General features: G+C 66.0%; 16 protein-coding genes. 11 read left to right on the top strand and 5 right to left on the bottom strand.

The window, feature by feature from the left end:
• Positions 1-131 precede the first annotated feature (131 nt).
• Positions 132-1106: a hypothetical protein gene (locus VJT49_RS14990; protein ID WP_324165417.1), complete on the bottom strand. Its 975-nt coding sequence runs from the start codon at positions 1104-1106 to the stop codon at positions 132-134.
• Between the two features lie 273 nt (positions 1107-1379).
• Between VJT49_RS14990 and VJT49_RS14985 the strand changes: the two genes are divergently transcribed.
• The 3 genes from VJT49_RS14985 to VJT49_RS14975 all read left to right on the top strand — a co-directional run bounded on the left by VJT49_RS14985 (position 1380) and on the right by VJT49_RS14975 (position 9565).
• Positions 1380-3845, top strand: a complete 2466-nt coding sequence (locus tag VJT49_RS14985) for a hypothetical protein (protein WP_324165416.1) — start codon at positions 1380-1382, stop codon at positions 3843-3845.
• 282 nt (positions 3846-4127) lie between these two features.
• Positions 4128-7610 (top strand): hypothetical protein, encoded by a 3483-nt coding sequence (locus VJT49_RS14980; RefSeq protein ID WP_324165415.1) that lies wholly within the window; start codon positions 4128-4130, stop codon positions 7608-7610.
• A gap of 92 nt (positions 7611-7702) precedes the next feature.
• Positions 7703-9565: a hypothetical protein gene (locus tag VJT49_RS14975; RefSeq protein WP_324165414.1), complete on the top strand. Its 1863-nt coding sequence runs from the start codon at positions 7703-7705 to the stop codon at positions 9563-9565.
• Positions 9566-10455: 890 nt separating this feature from the next.
• On the opposite strand, the gene VJT49_RS14970 is transcribed toward VJT49_RS14975, so the two are convergent.
• Complete coding sequence (locus VJT49_RS14970; RefSeq protein ID WP_324165413.1) at positions 10456-10668, bottom strand: hypothetical protein; 213 nt, start codon at positions 10666-10668, stop codon at positions 10456-10458.
• A gap of 902 nt (positions 10669-11570) precedes the next feature.
• Between VJT49_RS14970 and VJT49_RS14965 the strand changes: the two genes are divergently transcribed.
• A complete protein-coding gene (locus VJT49_RS14965) occupies positions 11571-12746 on the top strand; it encodes an XRE family transcriptional regulator (protein ID WP_324165412.1) in 1176 nt (391 codons plus the stop codon).
• Positions 12736-13983 (top strand): hypothetical protein, encoded by a 1248-nt coding sequence (locus VJT49_RS14960; protein WP_324165411.1) that lies wholly within the window; start codon positions 12736-12738, stop codon positions 13981-13983. Before VJT49_RS14965 ends, VJT49_RS14960 begins: the two co-directional genes overlap by 11 nt.
• On the opposite strand, the gene VJT49_RS14955 is transcribed toward VJT49_RS14960, so the two are convergent.
• Together VJT49_RS14955 and VJT49_RS14950 are read right to left on the bottom strand one after the other, a co-directional pair.
• Positions 13955-14485 (bottom strand): hypothetical protein, encoded by a 531-nt coding sequence (locus VJT49_RS14955; RefSeq protein WP_324165410.1) that lies wholly within the window; start codon positions 14483-14485, stop codon positions 13955-13957. The genes VJT49_RS14960 and VJT49_RS14955 overlap by 29 nt on opposite strands.
• A gap of 113 nt (positions 14486-14598) precedes the next feature.
• A complete protein-coding gene (locus VJT49_RS14950; protein WP_324165409.1) occupies positions 14599-15123 on the bottom strand; it encodes a hypothetical protein in 525 nt (174 codons plus the stop codon).
• A gap of 101 nt (positions 15124-15224) precedes the next feature.
• On the opposite strand from VJT49_RS14950, the gene VJT49_RS14945 reads away from it, so the two are divergent.
• Both VJT49_RS14945 and VJT49_RS14940 read left to right on the top strand, forming a co-directional pair.
• A complete protein-coding gene (locus VJT49_RS14945; RefSeq protein WP_324165408.1) occupies positions 15225-15353 on the top strand; it encodes a hypothetical protein in 129 nt (42 codons plus the stop codon).
• Entirely contained in the window at positions 15350-15598 is a 249-nt protein-coding gene (locus tag VJT49_RS14940; RefSeq protein ID WP_324165407.1) for a hypothetical protein, read from the top strand. The genes VJT49_RS14945 and VJT49_RS14940 overlap by 4 nt, the downstream gene beginning before the upstream one ends.
• A gap of 250 nt (positions 15599-15848) precedes the next feature.
• On the opposite strand, the gene VJT49_RS14935 is transcribed toward VJT49_RS14940, so the two are convergent.
• Positions 15849-16127, bottom strand: a complete 279-nt coding sequence (locus VJT49_RS14935) for a tyrosine-type recombinase/integrase (protein WP_324165406.1) — start codon at positions 16125-16127, stop codon at positions 15849-15851.
• 681 nt (positions 16128-16808) lie between these two features.
• On the opposite strand from VJT49_RS14935, the gene VJT49_RS14930 reads away from it, so the two are divergent.
• The 4 genes from VJT49_RS14930 to VJT49_RS14915 form a co-directional block, all read left to right on the top strand.
• Complete coding sequence (locus tag VJT49_RS14930; protein ID WP_324165405.1) at positions 16809-17066, top strand: hypothetical protein; 258 nt, start codon at positions 16809-16811, stop codon at positions 17064-17066.
• Positions 17063-17599 carry a hypothetical protein gene (locus VJT49_RS14925; protein WP_324165404.1) on the top strand — a complete coding sequence of 179 codons (537 nt, stop codon included), beginning with the start codon at positions 17063-17065 and terminating at the stop codon, positions 17597-17599. The genes VJT49_RS14930 and VJT49_RS14925 overlap by 4 nt, the downstream gene beginning before the upstream one ends.
• Complete coding sequence (locus VJT49_RS14920) at positions 17596-17718, top strand: hypothetical protein (RefSeq protein WP_324165402.1); 123 nt, start codon at positions 17596-17598, stop codon at positions 17716-17718. Before VJT49_RS14925 ends, VJT49_RS14920 begins: the two co-directional genes overlap by 4 nt.
• Positions 17715-18140, top strand: a 426-nt coding sequence (locus tag VJT49_RS14915; protein ID WP_324165401.1) for a DUF2637 domain-containing protein, incomplete at its 3' end; no start/stop codon positions are given. The genes VJT49_RS14920 and VJT49_RS14915, both read left to right, overlap by 4 nt.

Genomic DNA, 18140 nt, shown 5'->3' with positions numbered 1-18140 from the left:
AAAAACATCAAAACGGACACGACCCGCCCCTGACAACCCGCGGGAACCGACCCAACAGCCGCCGCAAACCCAACCTAAACATCATCCACCCGGTCCCAACGCCCAACAACACCCCCAGCCCCAAACCTCGCTTATTTGAGGTCTAGGGTGTCCGCAACTGGCGATGCGGTGGCGGCCGCCACCGCAGTCAGAGTGGTAACCATCTCGCTCCTGATGCGCACCACTGCTTCCACTGCAGTCGAAGACAGGATGCGCCCGGACGTCATGTCCGCGCTGAGCTCGGTCAGCGCGCCATCGCGCACATCTCCGTAGTTTTCCTGAAGCGCCCTCACCTGTTCGGCGAGCTGAGCCAGGCGCTCAGGAGAAGAGTCGACAGAACCGGCGTCACCGGCAGATGCCGTGCGCGCGGCAGCGGCGAGCGAGTCGATCTCTCCCGACCGTTCAAGGTCAGTGACGACCTCGCACAGTGTCTCAAGGGACTTGGGCCGCGCCGGGAGCTCGGGCAGCCGTTCGCAAACCCGTGCCCAGACAGCGCCGACGGTATCGCGTTGCTCATCGCTCCAGAACTCGGGCGACTCGGCCACCAACCACGCGAGCGCAGCGATCGCGCCCGCGTGGCCGCTGCAGATCATTGAAGACCAGACTGCGGCCCGAATGCTGGCGGAAACACCGAACTCTCGCGGGCCAGCGGCAAGGCTGTCGCGGAGGGGGTAGTTGGCGAGAAACCCGAGTTGCGGGCCGTTGGCGGCAAGGAGCGCGGCGAGTTCGTTGATGTCCAATCCGCTAGTCCCGCAGGCCGCCAGCACCGCGTAATGCAAAGCATCGTGGAGCGTGGTGGCCGCCCTGTCCGTGTTGAGGCGAGCAAGGGCGCTCCGCACGCCCTGAGCGACGGCGGGTGCGGGGGAGTTCGCGTTCTTCTTCAATGCCCGGGTGAGGCGAACAGTGTCAGGTTGGGACAGCCGACGTACTTCGGCGGTGAGATCCCGCAGCGACAGGTGTCCGGCGGCTGCCTTCGCGAGCCGAGCGGGGCGCAGCGCCCGCTGCTCATCCTCCGTGAGCTCGAAGTAGTCAAATTCCTCGCCGTCATCGCCGGCATTCTCAGCCACCCGTGCTCCTTCGCGTTCGCTTTCACCCCTGCCGGGCGAGATGGCCCACTAACGTCGCAGACCTGCGACTGCGCCGGAGCCTCTCCCAGGATGCGCCCAATTAAGCTTATCGACGGACGGAAAGCGGTCATTACAACTACGATCATTACGATTACTTCGTTTGCTGGTTATGAGGTGCGCGGGGCTCACACCGTACGGCGGATGGCTGACGGATTTGACCGCCGCGATCTTCGTGTCGGGCGGGCCATGGGACCGGAGAGCTAGGCTCGCGCCATGCAGCCCACATCGCGCTTCGCCCAGCTGCTCATATCTGGCCAGCTAGGCCTCGCGGTGGGCGCGCGGACGCAACGGCTCGTACCGACCGGTTTGGACGTCGAGCTGCTGGATGCGGCTGACCGGGCTCTGTCGGCACGTGTACCGCTTGCGGTGATCCTGCCGGTCCCCGGCGGTGCGGCAGCGGTCACGCTCGGAGCGGCGACCGTGCTGCGGGCAGCTCTCAACCGCGGCCGGATGAACGTTCGGGTCGCCGCCTGCTCCACTGCCCTAGCGGACCGCCAACTGTACGACAACCTGTCGTTTCGCGGGCAGCGGTTGTCAGCCTTGGTGCCCCGTGCCCGGATCTCGCCAGGCGGGGCCGTCACGGTCGTCGGCAGCACCGATCCGCATGCCCCAGGGCGCCTATTCCTGTCAAGCGACGCCACACGCATCCTTCCGTTCGCGGAAACTCTAGAGGCCGTGGTCGTGGATGCTGGTGCGGTCAACGATGACATCTTCGCTGTGTTGCTTAAGCAGACTCCGCGTCGGGCGCCGTTGATTTATCTAACCGGGGACCTGACCGACGCACGGCTTGAGACAGTCCGGGCGGCAGGCGGCATGACGTGGTCGTGGGATGCGCCGACGCTCGGGAGACTGGCGCGTCCGGTGACGACTGCGCCTCCCGGTGCCGTTCCTCCGACGTCGTTGTTGGCTGCGCCTGCAACCTTGACCGCCGCGGGTGTCTCAACTGTCGCAGTGCACATTCCACCTGGCTCGACCGATATGGACGACGCACTGGCCAGCCTATGGTCCACACTCGGTAAGCTTGCCAGGGATGCCATGGGAGTTGGCAGTGACCAGGTCGTTCTGCGGGGTCTGGCGTGGGCCCGTGGCGTGTTCAACACGCTCGCGCTGCTGCCGGTGTCACCGGCACAGTACGACCGGCATGTACGCAACAACCCGTACGCGATCAGTCTCGGCAGAGCAGCGGACACAGCCCGCCAGTACTCATCGCACGCCCGACGCGCAATGCGGGACGCGTGGGCGGACGTCACCGCAGCGATGCGCCATGCCGTGGCAGCCGCAGACGGCTCGCCCCGCACCGGGGAACTGATCCGAGTGGTCGCCAATGTGGCGGAGCGGTCGCAGCGAACGGCGATCGTGGTGCGGAATCGCACAGCGGCTGCGGCGCTGCGGGCCGCGCTGCGCGAGTCACCACACACGCCCCTCGGATGGGACCAGCGCCTCGATATCCTCGGCCTGGAGCAGCTCAGACGGGTTGCGAGCGCCACCACCTGGGACGAAATGTACCTGGCCGGCACCGTCCCCCGCGCACACGCCGCGCTGCTTGCAACGCCGCCAGCGCCGCGGCTGCACCTGCTCACCTGCGGGCCCCGTGAGGGCGCTCGAGCGGTTCGGCAGGCCGTCGCTGCGCGGACGGCTCTGGCACAACTGCGCCGCGAAACCGTGGAAATATCCGCTCCTCAGCTGGCGATACAACTCGCCGCGAGTGTCGTAGACGAACACCCCGCCGACGCGGTGTCGGTCGTCGAGGGGGATGCCGAACGCGGGCTGATCGACGACGAACTCTCCGCAGCCGACGAGGTATGGGATCCGTTCACCGTCGACCTGCTCTCGTTACTCAATGCCGTCCAGACCGGTGAGGACGTCGGGCGACACACGGTACGTGGCCAGGACCCGCCCGGCGCGACCGAGATTGTCACCGTGTACCTCGACGAGGCCGAGTCCGGCGAGCAGTCCGCGTTGCTCGCCGCTCCGAACGACCTGCTGACCCGGCGGCGCGGCGTGGAGCTACTACGGGTCGCGGCGAAGGCTTTGGAGGCCGGCGACACGGTCGTTTTAGTCGACCGCAGCGCACGACGCGACTTGCGGGAGACGATCTCAGCCAAGCTCGCCGAACGGCCAGAGTACGCAGGTCTGACCAGCTTCATCGACCTATGGCATGAACGGGCTGCGCGGGCAGGGCGGACGTCCGGCCTGACGTATCGGGAAATCCTCACAAGGATGTCCGGCACCGTGATCACGCACCCTGGAACCGTCGGCACCTGGGTGAACGGCGTGGTTGATGGTCCGGCGGATGGCGATGACATCACACGGTTCGCCCGCGCGGTCGGCGACGAGATCCTCGAGAAGTACGCAGCGCAAGTGGGAACGGCACTGCGCACCATGCACCGCGTGGACCGCAAGCTTGGACGTTGGCTCGCTTCACGAGTGGATGCCGCGACGGCTAGCACCGCCGACGCCGTAATTGATGCCGAAATCGGTCTGCATGTCGCCGACCTGCTCGACTCGGTCACTGACTACGTGGTGGTCGATGTCGATGCGCGGCCCGGGCGCTACGCGGGGACTGAGACGCTCGGATTGGTCCTGCCCGCGCGTCAGGCCGATGACCTGGTCGAGAGTTGCACAGTCACCGCGCAAACGGCGGCGACTAGGAACGCCGAAACGCCAAATCCCCGCTGATGCCGCACCGGATGTCGGTGCCAACCCTAAGGACGGCATTATTCCCCGCTTGACACTGGGACGACAGCTTTAAGTAGAAGGCCCCGCTCTGCCCGGCCTGGCTACAACGAAAGGCGCCGTTGCCGACCAGGCCTAACGTTTTCGACAGCAATGCCGATGATTGCGAGTACGTGGAACAACTGAACACTGACCGATCACGTCCCGTCCACATACCGGCGCCAGGTAGCTTCGACTCGAAAGCTGCCTGCCCGACGTGCACGGGCATCACGTCGCGGAGAAACCATGACGGTTACCTCATCCAACACTGGCCCGGCCGTCGAGCCCACAGCCGACAGCAGGCCACCGGGCGACACCGCTGTAGCCCTGCGCTACGACGCGCTGCTCGGCAGCCTCGCCGAACGCGTCACAGCGACCGCGGTCGGCCGCCATATACCCGTAGGAACGCGCCTGATCAATTCCCCGCAGTCCCGACTGTGGCTGGGGATGCTCACCAGTGAGCCGCAGCTGATCTCCGACCAGCAGTCCGGGTTCGGCTACCACAGCAAGATCGTCCCAGCCGCCCAAGGCTTCTCATTCCGAGTGGCAGAGCTCCCAGCGACACTCAACGTAACCGTCTCCGCCGTGATTTACCTGGCGTTGCACCCGACTGTCGAGGAGCAGCGCGCTGCGGTGAACGAACTCGGCGACGGCGGTGGCGACGGATCTCCCGGCGTTCAGCAGCCTCCGGGCCAATCGGGCTCGAACCAGCAGGGGCACAAGCTCGCCCAGGTGTGGGTCAAAGCCCAAACTGGTCCGATTAGGTTCACTGTCGACCTCCCTGCAGGACAGACTGGATCGTGGCGGGTCGGTGTCGACGAGCTCACCGCAGCATTCACCGCGGCCGCCAAGCCGCCGGCCGGGTCGTCCCTGTTCCGCTCCCGCCGTCTATCTGGCCCACCAGGGTCGCTGCCCCGCGACGACGACATGCTCGACGCACGCACCTGGGCCCGGTACGCCGCCAACGAGCTCTTAGCCGCCGATGATGTGCTCCCGGCGCGGTTCTCCGCTGCGGTGCAGGTCGACGTCAACCCTCTCGAAACCGGCTGGGAAGTGTTGCTGACCGTCATCAACACGACGCCTGAGCTCGACGCTCAGACCATCGACGGTACCCACCCGCTCGAGCGAGACTACTTCGATCCGTTGCTGTACGAGGTGTCGATGACAGCGGACGTCGACCGGCCGCTCGTCCCGTATGAACTCGAGCAGGTCGCACAGTCCTACCGGTACAACCGGCATGTGCCTGCGTTCGGACACGCGTGCGCCGTCGGAGTCGCCGACAACGGCGACGGCACATCCACCCTATCCACACTGTTTGCGGCCGAACAGCAAACTAAGCGCGTTGACGCCCGTGAACGGTTCACCGCCGCCGATGGCACCGTCTGGCCCATCGATGTTGCATTTGACAAGCTCACTGCCGATCCGGTCGGCGCGGTCGTCGCTTTGGTCGCGGCGCATCGCGCCTGGGTCGAGCAGGAATGGTCGTCCCAAGCGCTGGACAGGCTCGCCGCCGAACGCGGCTGGGACGATACCGCACGTAAGGCCGCCGACGCCGACGCAAGAGCTGCTCGTGAAGAAGTGGAGTGGGTTCAGTCTGGACTGGACCTCCTTCAGGACAACGACAAGGTCCGCGATGCATTTGTGTACGCGAACCGGGTCGTCCAGGCGGCCGCGGTTGGCCTGGACGGCAAGCCGACCTACACCGCGTGGCGGCCCTTCCAAGTCGCGTGGATCGTCGGGTCGCTACCGGGCATGGTCAACCCAGCCTCGCACCAGGACGTGAACATAGTCTGGTTTGCGACCGGTGGCGGCAAGTCCGAGGCGTATCTCGGGCTAATGATCGCGACGCTGTTCTACGGCCGCCTGAACGGCGTGACCGCAGGCGCGCAGGTTTGGGCGCGGTTCCCACTGCGGCTGCTCGCGTTACAACAGACCGAGCGGTTCGCTCGCATGGTGTTCCAAGCCGAGTTGCTGCGTGCAAAGGACCCTCGCATCAGCGGTGGCGACCGATTCGGTATCGGCTACTTTGTCGGCGGCGGAAACACCCCGAACCGGCTGCTGGACCCGAGTTCGCCGTACTTCACGGGCCTCGACCCGAACGATCCCGAGACGGCCGAGGCATGCCGCGTGCTCGACGTGTGCCCGCTGTGCGGCAACACTTCGCAGGTGTCGTTCGACAGCGATTCCTGGACGATGCGGCACATCTGCCGCACAGCAGGCTGTCGGATGAATGGAGTCCTGCCCGTATGGGGTGTGGATGACGACATCTACCGCAACGCGCCTGCGGTGTTGGTCGGCACTGTCGACAAACTCGCCCAGCTCGGGCAGGCTCGTCAGTTCCAGGTCCTACTCGGCCGGGCTGCGTCCCGCTGCCCCAAGCACGGCTACACCGGCATCACACAGTGCGCCGTCTTCGGCTGTACCGCCGCTCGAGCACCGATCCCGGATGGAATGGGCGCGGTGCGGCTCGAGATCGCCGACGAGCTCCATCTGCTCGATGAATCACTCGGCGCGCTGGACGGCATGTACGAGACACTGCTGCAGGCCATCAGCACGCACTTAGGCAATGAGCCGATGCAGATCGTCGGCGCGACCGCAACCATCGAGGGGTACCAGGCGCAGGTCGACCACTTGTACCAGCGGACCGCGCGCCGATTCCCGGTCACCGGCCCACACATCGGCGAGACGTTCTGGTCTACGACTCACCCCACCGTCCCGTTGCGCCGGTTCCTCGGTGTGCAGCCGCGGCGCATCACGATGGTCACCGCTGCACGCGAGGTCGCGCTTAGCCACGCCGCATGGCTCGCCGACCTCCTTGAGAATCCCATTGACGTACTGGCCGAGGCCGGACTGGACCCAACCGACCCTGCCAACCTTGAAGCTGCTGGAAAGGCCGGGCGTGACCTGTACGAAGTGCTACTCGCGTACTGCCTGCGCAACGAGGACCTGTCGTCGTTCACCCGTGACGACGATGTGCACAACCTTCTAAGCAACCAGTCGAATCTCGCCACCATCAACGGGGACGCTGAACCGGCCGCAATCCGCGACGCGGTCCAGCGGCTGGTCGACCCACCTGACTCGGTGGCGGATCGGGTACGGATCATCGCCGCAACCAAAGCGATCGGGCACGGGTTTGATGTCGCTCGCCTCGGTGTAATGACCGTAATGGGCACGCCGACATCTGCGGCCGAGATCATTCAGGCGTCCGCGCGGGTCGGCCGTAAGTGGCCGGGGTTGGTCGTCTACATCATCAACCCGACCCGCGACCGTGACGTGTCGGTCTACCGGTACTTCTCCTACTGGATCTCGTTCCTCGACCGGCTCGTGCACAAAGTCCCAGTCAATCGCGAGTCGCTGCCGATCCTCCGGCGCGTCCTGTCGGGCGGCCTCATGGCGTGGCTGCTGCAGGTTCACGACCGCGGATGGGTCACGGGTGGCCCGCGCAGGTACAGCCTCGGCGATTCAACCGCCTTTCGTGACGCGGTTGCTGCCGGATACCTGGACCATAAACTGCTCGTAGAGAACCTGCGTGCGGGATTCGGCGTGCCGGAAAAGGGCGTGCTGTTCGCGATGCACCGGGACGCAATCGAATGTTGGGTCGCGAACGCGCTTACCACCCTGCCACTCAGCGCCGAGGGCAAGCTGCGGCTCCCCGCGCTGTTGACGCCGCCGGTACCGCGCAGTCTGCGCGACATCGAGGAACCGATCACTATCTACGCAGACCTGTAAGCGGCGCGAATGGCTGTCAGCGTCACGACGATGACCGCAAGGCGCGGCGCCGCACCGAGTTCCGTGATGAACCTGGCGAAGGATGAGCTTTCATGACCATGGAAGAGCTGAACCGGACCAATATTCAGGCGCTGTGGCGCCACATGCCTGGCCAGCCGTACAACTGGCCGCGGAAGGCGACCGTCGTCGGGGACAACCCCAAGCAGGTGTCGCCGCTGGACGTGCCGGAGGGGTGGGTCGCGCCGCAGTTGCGTCGGCTCGTGCGCCCGTTCGCCGAGGCGGTGTCCGGCGCACCGAACGTCGGCAACGAACTGGCGACCATCGACGGGCTGCTGTTCGAACTCGTCAAAGCCGAGGACTTGCAAGCGGTGAGGTTCCCGAACACGTTCCACTGTTCCAACTGCGGCCGGTTCACCACTATCAACGCGCACAGCAATGTCCCGAAGTGCCCTCAGCACGGCGCGATGCGCCAGTTCACATGGGCGGAGATGCACGAGTGTGGCCACCTCGCGCCCCTAAAACCACCGCGATGTGACAACCGATGCGGCGGCTCGATGGCACTGCTCAATACCCCGACACTGCAAACCAACCGGTGGTTTTGGCGATGCATGAAGTGCGGAACCCGGTCTCGTACTCCTGTCGTGCGGGGCTGCTCAACGTGCCGCACTGGCCGGGTGCGGGTGGACCGAATCCCGCGGTCTGAGGCGTACTACCCGCAGACGATCACGGTGCTGAACCCGCCGACGCGCAACGAGTACACGCAACTGGCGCACAAGCAAGTACACACGGCGGCGGTCGCGCAGGCGCTCGGGGTCCTCAAACCGGGCATCAATGGCCTCAAACAGATCGGACGTGCCAGTCCGGATGACGTCGTAGAACAGTTCAAGGCGACAATGCTCGCCCTGGGCGTCCAGCCGGGTGACCCAATCTACGACGCCGGTCTGGCGAAGGCCCAGGCACGGGCTGGGGCGGCGCCGGCATGGCGTGACGACGTCGACGCACTCGGACTGGACGAGGAGACGCTCGAAACCCTCGGCGAGGAGTGTCGACAGCTGTCACTTGCGTGCGCTGAGCAACTGACCGCCGTGCAGTTGCTGGACATGGCGAAAGGGACACCGCTGGAGCCCGTGTACGCCGACTACCCGGCTTTGTTCTCTCGGCACGGGCTGGCGCAGGTGTCGTTACTGCGGCAGCTGCCGATCGCGTATGTGGTCGCCGGGTACACCCGCAACTCGTCCAAGGCGGTCACGATGACCCGGTCGGGGCAACCTGTGGCGAGCCACTTCAGATTCTTCACCGGGTCCAAGTCGGGGAAGATGCGTATGTACGGAGTGCGGACCGAGACCGAGGGACTGCTGTTTCGCCTCGATCCGGTCAAGGTCGTCGACTGGCTGGTCCGCTCCGGCCTGGTAGACGACCCAGGCGTGACCGACCCCGTATCCGCCCAGCGGTGGCTATTCCAGGTGACGACGCCGGTGACGGACATCTTCAAGCCTCCTGAGAACAAGATCAGCGCCGCCGTGCTCGGGTTGACACATTCGTTCGCTCACCGTGCGATGAAGGCGCTCGCTGCCCGGTGTGGGTTGAACGTGGACTCACTAGCGGAGTTTCTGTTCCCATCAAACGTGGCGTTCCTGCTGTACGCGAACACCCGCAGCCAGTTCGTCCTTGGTGGGCTTGAGCATGTCTACCGGTACGACCTGCCGGACGCCCTCACCGAACTCGCGATGGAGTCGCGGTGCATGTTCGACCCACCATGCCGGACCAGTTTCGGCGGGTCGTGTGCGGCCTGCCTGCACGTGTCCGAGGTGGCGTGCGCGCGATTCAATACCGTACTGGACCGGAATCTCCTGTTTGGGACGCTACCGCCGCTGGCGGGGGCTCCTACGCCGTCGGACAGGCCGGTCCGCCCAGACGGGAAGACTGTGTCATGGCAGCCGTACTGGACCGTGTGAAACCGTTGGCGCACTACTCGCACAGGCCGACGATCCGGTTAGCGTCGCATCGGAGTTGTGTGAAGGAGCGTTAACCGGTGCTGATCAGGGCGAACTGGTCGCTGCAGTCGCGGCTGCGGTAACCGACAGCGGCCTGGCCGGGTCGACGCTGAGATGGTGCGGCGTATTGGACGACGCGGGCGGCGTTTGCGCCGGCTGCGGCCGTCGTTCTCGGTCAGGCGGCGGCGCTGTTGGAGAAATGTGGTTGTGGCGGAAATGGAGCGGCGCCGAATGCCAAAAAGCTAACAATTCCTTCTGAAAGAGTCGCAGTGAGATCGCGGCAGAGCGCTGCCACGACGATGTCGACAACGCCGTAGCGGCGTTCGGTACGATTCGTCAGGACTTGCCAACGGATCTGGTCGCGACGCTGGGCCGTCAGAACGCGCCGGGTGACTGGGCCACGCGCGCCTACCGGTAACGCGCGGAAATCCTCCAAATCGCCAAGACGGTGCGCAGGGACGGTTCGTGAGTTGCAGAGCCGCGGTCGAGCTGTGCTCGGTGCTGCGCTAGTTGTCGGTCATGCTCACCGGTGTGAGCTCCGTCGGGAACCTGAGCGTTACGAGCCGGACCACACTTTCTTAGGCTACGACCGCAGGTCGACTACTTGCGCCGTCGGCGCGACAGCGTCAGACCGCTCGCGGCCACCGCAGTCACGGTGGATACCAGCCCAAAACGAGCAGCTCCGAGTAATGCCAAAGCAACGATCACGAGCAGAATCAGGGTCGCAGCAGCCGCGGTTATGACGAGCATCAGCGTCGACGCACGACGAGTCCTTTCGTCGCATCCAACGATGTGCCGGATCAAGTGCACTATGGGTAAGAGCTGAGGATCGGGGCGTCGAGCGGTACGGGTCATCGGCGGTCTCCCAGACGCCTGGATGCCGCGGCGGGCCAATGACGGATGTGTACAACAGCGTCGTTGAGGGCGATGTCGTAAACCGGGTCTATGCCAGTGACCTCGACTCCATCGAGACCGATGACTGGGTCGGTGAAGGAAGCAGCTACGTCGTCGGGAAACGGGTAGCCTTCCCAGCGCAGTTCCCAGTCGTTGTTGGCGCCCCACAACGACCTAAGCGTATTGCTGGAACTGCATTCTGGCCTTGGGCTGCGATTGAGGGGATCCCATGCCCATGTGCCCAGTGCCCACCGGTTGCGTGGATGTTTTGTACAGATACGGACGACGAGTGCTGCAAGTATGCGTGTCATGTCTTCGGACATCGGCGGGATACTTGCCAGGCTGGTTTGCTCTTTGCGGCTTACGGGAACGTCAACAACGAACCGCGCTCGGCTCGACCACTCTTCCCCATCGGAGAAACCCATACTTCCTTCATCGCGTGACGTGACGGTGAGTCGAGCGCCAGTGGGAAGGTGGACCAGGCGATATGTGCTGCCGTTCGGCTGGCTCTGCAGCCGCATTCCCGGCAAGCCCAAGCCGGAATTTGACTGAGGTACAAGCCAGTTGGTCACGTTATCCGACGCGTTGGTGAAGATTACAAGCTCGTTGTGTCGTGGTGAGATATTCAGGTTGTACGCGGTAATGGTAGGCGCTGGCATCCTTTGGCGGTGCGCCAATCTGCCCAGCGTTAAATAGGTACAGGGCTAGCAACGCGCGGAACCTTCGTTGAGAATTCGAGCACGCGTCGAGGCCGATCGCTCCATTGTCCCCCAGTCCATTGGACGCGGACGCGAGTGCTTCGCTCGTATACGAAGCACGGGCTACAGCCGGAGAATCCGCAACGAGCCCCTTCGTTGTCCGCGCACCTGTCCGCAGGCTCTGAATCCGTCGCTTTTCCCAGATGAGCCATGGGTTCTCCGACCATGTCTGAGCGCGTTCTCTGAACTGCTCCGCAGCTTCAGAGCTCACCGAAGCATCCCGATCTAGGGCCTCGATCGAGTGACCCCCGCCAGGTGGCACGGTACGCGAATATTTCGTGGTACATTATTGAGGATATCTTCGGAGGTTCGTGGTGGCGGAGACGATCGGTGACGCGGCGGTCCCGCGCATGCTGGTGCTCGCCCGCGAGTCCCGAGGCTTGACGCAGAAGCAGCTGTCGACGTCGATGTCCGAACTGGCCGGGGGTGCTACGACCAGCCAAGGCTTCGTGTCCCGCGCCGAGGCGGGACAGCTTCCGGTCAGCGGGGAGCGGCTGGAGCTCTACGCGGAGGCTCTGGGCTACCCGTCGTCGCTGTTGCGCACGAACAAACCCGAGTTCGGCGCTGGCGTGGGCCTGGTGCACCACCGCAAAAGGCAGTTGACCACGGCCGGAGACATCAAGCGCATCCACGCCGTCCTGAATCTCACGCGCCTGCAGGTCCGGTCCCTGATGGCCGACGTGCCGGCACGGACCACGGTGCCGATCCCGCACGTCGAGGTGGACGACCTGACCACACCCGCCGACGCCGCGCGCGCGGTCCGCGCCGCGATCGGAGCCACGGCTGGGCCACTAGAGTCCGCTGTGCAACTCCTGGAGCACGCCGGCGCGCTGGTGCTCAGCCGGGAACTGCTCACCCCGGCGCAGGTGGACGCGGGCACCGAGACCGTGCCCGTCGACGCGGTCAGCTGCTGCCCGGCAGGTGAGGACCCGCTGGTGTTGCTCAACACCGGGACCCCGGCCGAGCGGCAGCGGTACACGCTGGCGCACGAGCTGGGCCACATGGTCATGCACCAGGTGCCGCACAAGGATCAGGAGAAGCAAGCCAACGCTTTCGCCGCCGAGCTGCTGATGCCGGCCACGCTCGTCCGCACCGACCTCTCCGGCGGCCAGCTAGGCATACCCCGGCTGCTCGAGCTGAAGAAACAATGGAACGTCTCGATGTGGGCGTTGCTGCGCCGCGCCCACACGCTCGGCATCCTCAGTGACTGGCGGTACCGCAGCCTCGCCGTGGAGATGTCCACCCTCGGCTACCGCACCAACGAACCCGACGAACTCCCGCCCGACACCCCCGCAGCCGTCGAAGCGGCCATCGCCTGGCACCTGCGGCACGGCCGCACCATCGACGACCTGGCCGCCCGCGCAGGCCTGCACGTCCAGGAGTTCACCCGGCTCTACCTAGCCGCCAGCCCCACCAGTACTTCCCCCGACCTGGCCGCAGACCCCGTGTCTCCTTTCCCTTCCCCGGTGAGGACGCATCATGACCGATGACATCGAGCCCGTACCCCCGTCCACGGTGCCGCACCCGCGGCCGAGCAGCGACCAGTTCCAGCAACGGCAAGCCGTGCTGGACGCGCTCGCCCGCCTGTCCGCCCCGGACAAGCCGCGGGGCGCCGTCGAAGCACTGACCGACCAGGTCCTGCTCTGTACCAGCGCCAGGACCGGGAAGACCCTGCTCCCTGCCCTGCCCGAACAGATCGGTGGCCTCGTGCTGGGCGGCGTCGAAAGCCGAGCGGGGATTCTCAAACTGCGCGACGACAACTTCGATAAGCTGCTGCTGGCCGATTCCGAGAGCTACCGCGCGGCCCCGGCCACCAAGGACGAGCCCTTCGTTCTGCCCCAGGACGGGCTGTTCCCGATCACGCTCGACCAGGATCTGCAGACGCAGCGCGACATCGGCGCCGACGTGGCGATGACGCCAACCGGCTACCTTCACGCCGGCGACAGCGACGCGCTGCGCGCGGCCGTCCGCGAGGCCGGAAAGATCGACCGGGATGACGTCCTTTTCAGCGCCCCCCTGGACATCGCCTGGTTCACCGACGAGCACATTGCCCACCTGATCGCGGTGCTCGCCCAACTGCCCCTGCCCAAGGCTGTGTTCCTCGGCGGCCAGTACGACCCCGTCGACCGCTACAAAGCGGTCGTGGTCAACCTTCGCCGCTTCGTCGCCGAGGCGGGCCACGTGGCGTTGTTCCGTACCGACCTCGCCGGGTTCGATGCCCTCAGCCACGGCGCGTTCGCCGCGTCCATCGGCAGCGGCGGCAGCCGCCGCCACATGATCCCGGTCGGCCAAACCCCGTACGCGCGCAACACCGAAGACCCCGCGCCCAGCGTGTTGTTCGGCGACCTGCTGTCCTGGCACAAAGGCTCCACCATCGCCAAGCGCTACGGCAGCACACCCGCTCCCGCCTGCCACTGCCAGCCCTGCTCCGGACGGCGGCTGAACACCTTCCTCGACCGCGCCGACCAGACCGCCGCCCACCGCCACAGCATGTGCACCTGGGCCAGCTGGATCCCCGACCTACTCAGCCAGCGCACGTTGCGTGACCGGGCCACCTGGTGGCGGACACGATGCGCATCCGCGGTCACACACGCCGACATCGTCAACAACCAGCTCAATCAACCCGGAGCTTTTCCCACACCCACCCCGGTACAGGCATGGGCGGATCTGCCCGCATGGCTGACCGCGGACCAGCCCACTACCCGCCGCTCGTCGAGGAGTCGCTGACCTGCCGGTAGACCTCCTCGGCGAACCACCACTGCGCCGGACTGTGCCGAGACTCGGTGAACGGCTCCGGGACCACGACCGTGGTCAGCTCGCCACGTGAGACCAGGTAGATGCCGATGCCGTAAAACGCGGCCTGCACTTTCGCCTCGTCCAAGTCCCCCGGCACCCGCGACAACAGCATGGCGCGGCAACAGTACGGCGCGAAACGTCCAGCCTTCACCAGCCCATCCCGCCACTGCCGAGCCGCGACCAGCGCGAACCGCACCGTCAACGGGACAGTCGCCTGACGCACCAGCTGATCACCGCGCGACTCCACCGCTCCTGAGGGCGCTCGCCGCAACCGCCGCCGATCCCGGTCCGACACCGCCGTCCAGGGCACCGGGATCCCGGTCGGCAACCCGAGCAGTGCGTCGATGATGCCAAGTTCGGTCACCGCGCCGTGGCCGCCGGCCCGCCGACGCTGTGACTCGGCGGGATCGACCTGGTAGGCGACTCCTGCCATAGCACCGAACATCCGCACCCTTGCCGTGGAACACCGCGACCACGTCATGCCCGGGCTCCCGCCCGGCGAACCGGCGGTCGCGACCTCGATCGCCTCAGCCAACCCCACCCGGTTCATCGCGCACCCGCCTCGACCAAGGCCAAAGTGTCGGCCAGCGCGCGGAAACGCTCCCAGACCGCGGCGCCGCGCCGCCGGTACCAGCAGCGACGATCACCGCTCACCCGGCCAAGACGCTCGGCCAGCCCCACACTGATCAGATCCTTGATCGGCCCGTAGTACACGTTCGGCGGCGCACCACACACCTCACCTAGGTGCGTCAAGTTCACACCCTCGTCTCCTGCCTCCGCCAGCGCAACCAACAGCTCCAGCTTGTACCGGTTGCCGAACATCGCCGCCGACATCCGGCGCTCAGGAGGACACTCAAGCAACGTCACGCGTTCATGATTCATGAATCGTGAATCAATCGCAATACAAGATGCATCTCTTAGCTGGAGCGATTGCTGGATAGGGTTCACGGCATGGCAGAGTTCGATCGCGCCAAGCAGTTCCTCGAGATCGCCGACGCCATCGAGCGGGAGTTCACCGCCCGGAACATGCGGCTGAAACCCGATGGCGCGAACCAACTCCTGCGAGCACACCTCGGGCGGATCGCCAGCCAGCTCGGCATTTCCCAGCGGAGTGCCTTGAACTACCTGACACCCGCACCGCGGCCCAGCTCGCGCGCAGCGCCGGGAGAACCATGCGCGAGACCGAAGCCAACGACGACGCCCTGCCCCCAATCCCGCTCGACCCCGCCGACGCCGGCCTGATGATCTCGACCTTCGCCGTCGCTGCACGGCTCGGCACGGTCAACGGCGACCCGACGTGACAGCCGACCTCTGCGAAGTCATCACCGGCATCGGCATGGCACTACGCACCCAGAGCCTGCCCACCGCCCCCACGCTCCTGGCGCGCAGCGGCATCCGGTGGACAAGCCTGGCCGCAGACCGACTCACCGACGGAACCTGGACAGTGGCACCACCCCACGCGCAACCCGACATCGATCACGGCGTGGCCGCCCAACTACGCACCGACCTAGACACCATCAGCGCGCTCACACAACCAGACACGTGAAGCGCCGGCCGCTCGTCCGCATCAGCCCCTCACAGGTAGCGTCGGCGGCCGCGACATGGGCGCAGCCGACACGGCAAACTCAGGAAGGACACCGGCGTACCGCCTAATGCTGAGGACCAGCTTGGCAACGCTTCGGCGTCATAGCGCACGGCCGGGTGTGGCCGCTGCCGCAGGGGAGGTCACCGACGGCGCACTGACGGGATGTGGCGCGTGCCCCGACAAGTCCCGGCCGTAACGGAGACCGTCCGGTTCAGTCCGGGTTGAACAGCCGGTCGAGATCGTCGGCGACGTCCTCATCGTCGAGCGGAAGGACGTCGACGTAGTTACGCATCGTGGTGGACGGGTCGCGATGCCGCAGCCGGGCCGAGGCCTTGAGGATCTTGCCCTGGGACACCAGATACGTGCCCACCGTGTGCCGGAACCGGTGCAGCATCGCCTCCCGAATCCCCGCCTCATCGCGCAACCGCTCGAACCGCTGCCCCAGCCCACCCGGCAGAATCGGCCGCCGACGGAGGCCGCCTATCGCCAACCAAAGCTGAAATTCCTCATGGGCGCAGCCCCGCCGTCACCCCAAATCAGAGAGACAACACTCACGCCCGACAACCCCATGAGCACTCCCCGCCATCCAACCGGATCTACCCAGCTCACGACGACGGGACACCGAACGGCCGCGATGTCACGATCTTCTGATTCCGGCCACCAAGCCCTCCAGAACCTCCGACTTCAGCCCACCAGCACCCGTTTGAACCCACCCACAAAGATCAACATCTTCAACGCCGATCATTGCCACACAACAGATTCTTGACCCAAGTCGTCCTAATAGGACACGAGAGGAAGTTCCCATCACAGGCCGAGGCAGCGAGACCTGAGAAATCCTCGGAAACAGCTCGGGCACCCACCGGGCACACAATGAAACAGGTTTCCGATCACTCGATCGGGGGTAAACCGCAGGTCAGAGGCCATTTCTTGTTGTGCGCCCGAAGGGATTCGAACCCCCAACCTTCTGATCCGTAGGTCTAGGCATTGAGTTCGCTTAAGTTCGCGAACGTATTTTCCCCCTGGTAAACGGATACTTGCGTATGTTAGCGTACTTACGCGGACGCGAGAGATACGCTACATAGATCGCTACAAGTCCGTCCACATAGGACGGCCCCCGGCCGGTGCTGGCACACCAACCGAGGGCCTTGATCGGACACGGGAGGTCCGACCCATGAAGAACCCTACGGCCGCCGTCGATACGGCCACCACCGCGGCGCTACGCGCTGACCTGGACGCATTGACCGCGCGTCTCGCCGAGATCGACGGCCTATTGAGCGACATGGTCCGGGCGCAGGAGATCCTCGGCCGTGCGGCACGCGCCAAGCTGACCGCCAGGCAGGCGCGGCCGAACCTGCGCATGGTTCGCGGCACGGCCAGACGGAGAACGGCCGGACGTGGCCAGCTGCACCTTGTCGGTGGTACCCGGTGAGCCGCCCCGCTGCCGATGCCGAGGCGGCCACCTTCGACGCTCTACGCGCGGAGCTGGACGCGCTGATCGTGGTCTTGCGTCGGATCGACGACGTGCTCACCGACGAGATCCGCGTCCTGACGGCCAGACGCGGAACCGTCAGACCGGCCACGCCGGGCGCCGTCGAGACCGGCGCGGAATGCGGCATCCGGTACAAGAACCTCGGGACCGGCGAGGTGCGGCGCTGCACGAAGCCCGCAGAGCACCGTGACCGGTGCGACGGCCCCGTTGTCGAGCGGCAGCTTCGGCCGCGGCTGGTGAAGGTCGACCCGATGCACACGGGCGGTGAGGTCACCTACCGTGTCGAGGTCGACGGCCGCGCGGTCGGTTGGGTCGGCGATGGCCGGCCGTGGCGCGGTCACCGGTTCGGCGGCCGCCGCTGGTTCGCGTGCTGGCGGGAGGACGGCGACACCGCGGCCCGCTGGGACAGCGGCCTGGAGTACGGCGCCCGGTCGGCCGCCTTGGCTGCGCTGCTGGCGGAGGTGGCGCGGTGATCGGCGAGGTGCGCCGGTTGACCCGGCTCCTGATCGGCTCGTGGATCGTGTTCTGGCTCCTGGCGATCTTGAACGGGGTCGCCGTGACCCTCCATTGGTACTGCGGGGTGTGCCGGTGAGCGCCGTTCCCCGGTGGGTTCAGGTGACCGGCGCGGCTTCGGTCGCGCTGGTCGCCGCCGTGGCCGCCGTCGTGTCGTACAGCCACATGCACGAACTCGCCGAGTGGGCCGGTGAAGGCTGGCGCGCGTGGCTTGAGCCCCTGTCCGTGGACGGCCTGCTGGTCGGCTCGTCGCTTGTCCTGTACGCGCGCCGCCGCTCGTCCTGGCTCACCTGGATCGGCCTGTCGGTGGGGCTGCTGGTGTCGTTGGCGGCCAACCTGGCGGCGGCCCGGCCCGAGCTGGTGTCCCGGCTGGTCGCCGCATGGCCGGCGGTCGCCCTGGCCCTGTCCTACGAAGTGCTGCTGACCCTCGTCCGCAAGGAGCTCGACCGGTCAACCGAGGGGCTGACCACCGTGGTTACACCGGCCCGCCAGCCGTGGGCA

Origin of the sequence: Amycolatopsis sp. (assembly GCF_035276945.1) — a bacterium.
Lineage (GTDB): Bacteria > Actinomycetota > Actinomycetes > Mycobacteriales > Pseudonocardiaceae > Amycolatopsis_E.
The sequence above is the reverse complement of the archived record's forward strand: the minus strand, read 5'-3'. Positions and strand labels throughout refer to the sequence as shown.